A 4902-nucleotide genomic window follows, 5' to 3' on the forward strand; every position below is an offset into this window, starting at 1 on the left:
GCAATCCTGAAAGAACAGACCGCCATTGGCGACCAGATGGGCCGCGAGGTGCCGCAGATGCTGGCCAACCCCGACATCAGCGAAACGCAGGTGAGGACGCTCTTTTCCGCCCTGGAGAAACAAGCCGAGTTCGTCGAGAAGCTGCGTATGGCGCTGGAAAAGTTCGGCCATGATTTCTCGATCATCAAGGCCGCGGAACGGCTGGAGGAGCGCTATGCCGACCTTGCCGCATCGGTGGCGGAAAAACTGAAAGCGATGCGCCGTCGGTGAATGCCTCGACCCTGCCTTTGCCCATGGATCCACCTTTGCCCGCGGTGATTGTCGAAAGACAGTAAACGTCAGCGGGTGTTGAAGAGCAATAGGCGGCAACCGGGAAATTCCTCAACCATGTCCAAGAAAAATCCGGCATCAGTCCCGCTGGCCAGAACGGTTACGCCGCCCACCTGTTGACTTTTCTTGGCTTGGCCGCTCCCTCTTGCAGGGCAGTCTTGGCCGAAGCAGATGAACGGCCGGATTCGAATGGAGGGACTGATGAGATTGCGTTTTCTGCTTGTGTTCGCGACCATAATGGCCGCGGTCTTCGGGACGTCCGCCGCAGCCTTCGCTTACAGCGCCCACACCACGACCAATCTTAATGTCCGTAGCGGGCCGGGAGCGGGATATGCCAGGGTCGGAACGCTGCCCGGCGGCTTCAGGGTCAATGTCACCGGCTGCCAGCCGGGCTGGTGCAGAATCCATGGCGGCGGCGTGAGCGGCTGGGCCAGCTCCGGCTATCTCGAACGCTCCCAAATCGTTCGCCCGCCAATCATCATCGTGCGTCCGCCGCATCGGCCGCCACACTGGCACAAGCCGCACCGTCCTCCGCACCATCGGCCGCACAGGCCACGTCCCGGCAAGTGCAAGATCGCGCCCGGCTTCTCCTGCAAATAGGTTCATTTGCGCCGGGTCTGGCGTGACGGGCAGTGCGGCAAATCAATTGCGGCCCTGCCGCCATGTCCATGGCCTGACGGGTACTTCAGCCGTTCGGTGTTTCAGGCGAAAGATGCGCGCGTCCGCGTGGCACGCCAAGACCGGTGTCCGGCGGCTCGCCGGCTGCCGGTCTGTTCTCGATCATGTGCGTGGTGCGCCAGCGGCCGAAACGGTAGTAGGCCGCCGCCAGTACAAGCGAGCTGATCGAACCCACCGGGAAACTCCACCACAGCGCTTCCTCGCCGATCACGCCACGCATGAAATAGGCGAAGCCGGTGCGCACGACCAGCACCGAAATGACCAGGATGATCAACGGCGGCATCACGGCACCCGTGGCTCGTACGGTGGCAAACAGCACGATGGTTATGCCGAACAGAATGAACGACCACGAGGCGACATTGTTAATGTGGACGGCGATGTCGATCGCCGCGCTGTCGCTGCTCAGGAACAGGCTCAGCACCGAACGGTCGAAAACCGACAGCACTGCAACCAGTGCGCCGGTCAGGACCAGGTTGAAGCCGACACCGGAGGCGGCGATGCGGCCGATCCGGTCCCAGCGCCCGGCGCCGACATTTTGCGCCGCCATCGAGGACACCGCGGCGCCGATGGCGAGCGCCGGCATCTGGATATAGGTCCACAGCTGGGCGGCGATGCCGTAGGCGGCGGCGACCTGTGAGCCGTAGGAATTGACGATGCCCATCACCGTCAGTGCCGCCGCCGAAATGACGATCATCTGCAGACCCATCGGCACGCCCTTGACGACGACGATGCGAAGCAAGGTGGGATCGGGCCGCAGCAGGGCGAGGTTGGCGCCGGCCAGCCGCAGCGGATGCCTGCGCACATAGAGCACGATCAGGATGGCGATCACGCTTACCGTCTGGCCGATCAGCGTGGACGTGGCGGAGCCCGCGATGCCGAGTTCGGGAAACGGTCCGATGCCGCGGATGAGCAATTGGTTGAGCACGATGTCGAGGACGACGGCCAGAGCCATGAAGAAGAAGGGCGTGCGTGAATCGCCGGCACCGCGCAGCACGGTCATGACGAAGGACAGAAGGTTCATCATCGGCACGGCGACGAAGATGATGCGCAGATAGGAGCGGGCGAGCGGCAAGGCATCGGCCGGTGTGCCGAGCGTGTTGAGAATGGCGTCGACCCAGATCCAGCCGCAGACCGCGAGGATAACAGAAACGAGGAAGAAGAACGTCGCGCTGGTGCCGACGATGCGGCGCGCCTCGGGCAGGTCGCGGGCACCGACCGACTGGGCCACCAGGATGGTGGCCGCCATGCCGATGCCGAACACGGTGCCGAGGATCAGGAACAGGACGAGGTTGGCGTTGGAGGTGGCGGTCAACGCCGATTCGCCGAGGAAACGGCCGACCCAGACGGCGTTGATCGAACCGTTGAGCGACTGGAGCACGTTGGAGCCGAGCACCGGCAGGGCGAACAGCAGAAGCGTGCGCGGGATCGGGCCGCTGGTCAGGTCGCCGGTGCGCCGGCGCGGGGGATTTTTTTCGTCCATGGCGGGCAGCTCGGCGAAGGTTCGTTTCAAGTCGCGTGCGCGATGATTGCCGATTCAACGGGACAGGTCATGCCGTGATCTAATCATGTTCTCAAAGCTTCCGGAATGGGATATTGATCCTCGATGCGTGGGGCCGCATTCCTACAGTTCTTGGATAAGCCGGGGGGGTCATGTCCGATATTCCGCTATTTTTTGAGCGCCTGAACAGGCGCGCGTTCCTCGGTGCATCCGCCTTGGGTGCCCTGGCTCTTTCGGCGTGCACCACAACAGACATGGCGCCGCCGCCGCCGGTTGCAGCACCGCCGAGCGATCCGGCTTTCGGCGATGCCGCGAGCATGTATGCGGCGCGTGTCGACGAGGGCTATCAACTGCCGGCAATCCCGGTCGCCAAGGTCGATCCGAAGTTCGTGCGCCAGATCGTGACTGACCCGACCGGAGAGAAACCCGGCACGATTGTCGTCGATACGTCTGAGCACTTCCTCTATCTGGTGCGCGACGGCGGCACAGCTATCCGCTATGGCGTCAGCCTTGGCAAAGCCGGTTTCGGATGGACCGGCAGCGCCGTGGTCCAGGCGAGGAAGAAGTGGCCGGTCTGGACGCCGCCACCGGAAATGATCCAGCGCCGGCCGGAATTGGCGAAATACAAGGACGGCATGCCGCCCGGCCCGCAGAGCCCGCTGGGCGCCCGCGCGCTGTATCTGTTCCGCGATGGCAAGGACACGATGTACCGACTGCACGGCACGCCGGAGTGGGATTCCATCGGCAAGAACGCATCGTCGGGCTGTGTGCGCTTCATGAACCAGGACATCATTGACCTTTACAGCCGCGTCAACGGCCCCGCCCAGGTCTTCGTGCGTCCCAACCTGTCGGCTGCCGGCAAGATCATGGCCGTGTCGAGCAGAACCGCCGAGCCGATCGACGCGGGCGTGCCGAGGGACGCGGAGATGTTGCAGTAAGTCTGCACGAATTGTGGACTGCGGCGAAGCAGCTCACCATTCGACAAACACCGACGTGCGGTCAGTACACTACCCCTCCAAGACCGAACCTTTCCGAGGGAGGATAAGCTATCTTGCTCCAAAGAGCCGGCTGCATTCCTCAATGGGATGGAGGCGGAGAGATCAGCTTCGAGTTTGCAGCAGCATCGGCATCTCCGCTGTGCTCAAATGTCAGTCCGCTCGGGCCGATCTGCAGCCGGTATCCCGACATCGCGGCAATAACCACGAGGGTGATCACCGCGAGAACCATCATAAGTTTATTCGGATCCAGCTTGCTCATCTTGTGTCACCGTCAAGGGATTCGAACCACCAGGGAGTGCGCTGAACAAACGTTTCGTCTTCGGCCATATAGTTGTGATCGAACGCTCGAATGGCCGCGCTGAGAGCCTGTGAACGGCTCACTTTGAATCTTCGCGCGCTTTTCTCGATGAGCTCGATCTCGTGTGCCGAGAGCCGAAAGGATACGATTTTCTTCGTCATGCCTGAGACCATAGACTGTGTTGGTTAATCATTTCCTAATTTCGTATTACGCCGCCGTTAGCGCTTGAGAGAGCTCGTGGATGTCCCAGGTTTGATGATACCTCAATCCAGCTCAGCTAGATTGGAACTAAAAAGGTATCTCGTCGTCCAAAGGCTTCTTGTCGTTTTCGGTCGACGCGTCCGAGAGCGGCTTTGTTGGGACAAAGATGTCATTGGCCTTAGTCGTGATCCGGTCGCCCTGGCCGGAATGGGCTACAATCACGCGACAGATAGTGACCAGCTCGTACGGGGTCCGGCTGGAGATGAACATTTCACCGTGATCACCATCCCACGTCGGAACTTGAGTCCGGGCGGTGTAGGTGCCCGCATAAAAAGCGATTCCCCATCCTTCGAGTTGTCTGAGCTGCTCGCCTACCTCCACTGCCGCCTTCAATCTTTCCGACAGCGGAAATGACAGTCGCTGATGCGGCCGTTCCCAAGGCTGAGGCATAAGCGACTCGAGCTTCGTGATGACCGCTGACAGGGCCTCGATGTTCTCTGATGTCGGCTCAGCTTCGCACGAGATCGTTCCCTCATAGCTGTCACGCACAATATTCATCAACATCATGCCGGACCTGATCCGATTTAGTACCACAAGGCTCTTTGCGTCGAGATTGTCGATGTCTTCGTGGCGGGCGCCGTTGACGATAATGTTGGCGACAAGCACGCCCAGTGCAGCAGCCAGGCTCGACAGAGTCTCCATCTGCAGCCGTGTTCCTTGCTCGGCACGCTGGACGGTACGTCTGTCGACTCGGCTCATAGCGGCCAGCTTGTCCTGGGTCATGCCGGCCGCTTCCCGCAGTTCCCTGATTTTGGCGCCGTTCGACATCGTCATTTGCTTTTCCATGTCGCTACTATCTCATTCATCGAGCGACAGTGCTACGCCATGGTAGCGACAGG

At 61.1% G+C, this 4902-nt stretch carries 6 protein-coding genes; 3 read left to right on the forward strand and 3 right to left on the reverse strand.

What is annotated here, in order from left to right; genetic code table 11:
• The first annotated feature begins 3 nt into the window (after window positions 1-3).
• Window positions 4-270 (forward strand): hypothetical protein, encoded by a 267-nt coding sequence (locus EN906_RS22980; protein ID WP_245484316.1) that lies wholly within the window; start codon window positions 4-6, stop codon window positions 268-270.
• 261 nt (window positions 271-531) lie between these two features.
• Complete coding sequence (locus tag EN906_RS22985) at window positions 532-930, forward strand: SH3 domain-containing protein (protein ID WP_127267983.1); 399 nt, start codon at window positions 532-534, stop codon at window positions 928-930.
• A gap of 85 nt (window positions 931-1015) precedes the next feature.
• On the opposite strand, the gene EN906_RS22990 is transcribed toward EN906_RS22985, so the two are convergent.
• On the reverse strand, window positions 1016-2488 hold the full coding sequence (locus tag EN906_RS22990; RefSeq protein ID WP_127267982.1) for an MATE family efflux transporter: 1473 nt from the start codon (window positions 2486-2488) through the stop codon (window positions 1016-1018).
• Window positions 2489-2658: 170 nt separating this feature from the next.
• Here EN906_RS22990 and EN906_RS22995 point away from each other — a divergent pair, with 170 nt between their 5' ends.
• Window positions 2659-3444: a L,D-transpeptidase gene (locus EN906_RS22995; RefSeq protein WP_127267981.1), complete on the forward strand. Its 786-nt coding sequence runs from the start codon at window positions 2659-2661 to the stop codon at window positions 3442-3444.
• Window positions 3445-3583: 139 nt separating this feature from the next.
• On the opposite strand, the gene EN906_RS23000 is transcribed toward EN906_RS22995, so the two are convergent.
• Window positions 3584-3763 (reverse strand): hypothetical protein, encoded by a 180-nt coding sequence (locus EN906_RS23000; RefSeq protein ID WP_127267980.1) that lies wholly within the window; start codon window positions 3761-3763, stop codon window positions 3584-3586.
• Between the two features lie 327 nt (window positions 3764-4090).
• Window positions 4091-4837, reverse strand: coding sequence for a helix-turn-helix transcriptional regulator (locus tag EN906_RS23005; protein ID WP_164748915.1), 747 nt, complete (start codon window positions 4835-4837; stop codon window positions 4091-4093).
• Window positions 4838-4902 lie beyond the last annotated feature (65 nt).

The organism is Mesorhizobium sp. M7A.F.Ca.CA.004.06.1.1, assembly GCF_003999135.1.
GTDB lineage: Bacteria > Pseudomonadota > Alphaproteobacteria > Rhizobiales > Rhizobiaceae > Mesorhizobium.

Coding starts and splice junctions, on each gene's coding strand:
- EN906_RS22985 (WP_127267983.1), top strand. CDS start 532: ATGAGATTGCGTTTTCTGCTTGTGTTCGCGACCATAATGGCCGCGGTC.
- EN906_RS22990 (WP_127267982.1), bottom strand. CDS start 2,488: ATGGACGAAAAAAATCCCCCGCGCCGGCGCACCGGCGACCTGACCAGC.
- EN906_RS22995 (WP_127267981.1), top strand. CDS start 2,659: ATGTCCGATATTCCGCTATTTTTTGAGCGCCTGAACAGGCGCGCGTTC.
- EN906_RS23000 (WP_127267980.1), bottom strand. CDS start 3,763: ATGAGCAAGCTGGATCCGAATAAACTTATGATGGTTCTCGCGGTGATC.
- EN906_RS23005 (WP_164748915.1), bottom strand. CDS start 4,837: ATGACGATGTCGAACGGCGCCAAAATCAGGGAACTGCGGGAAGCGGCC.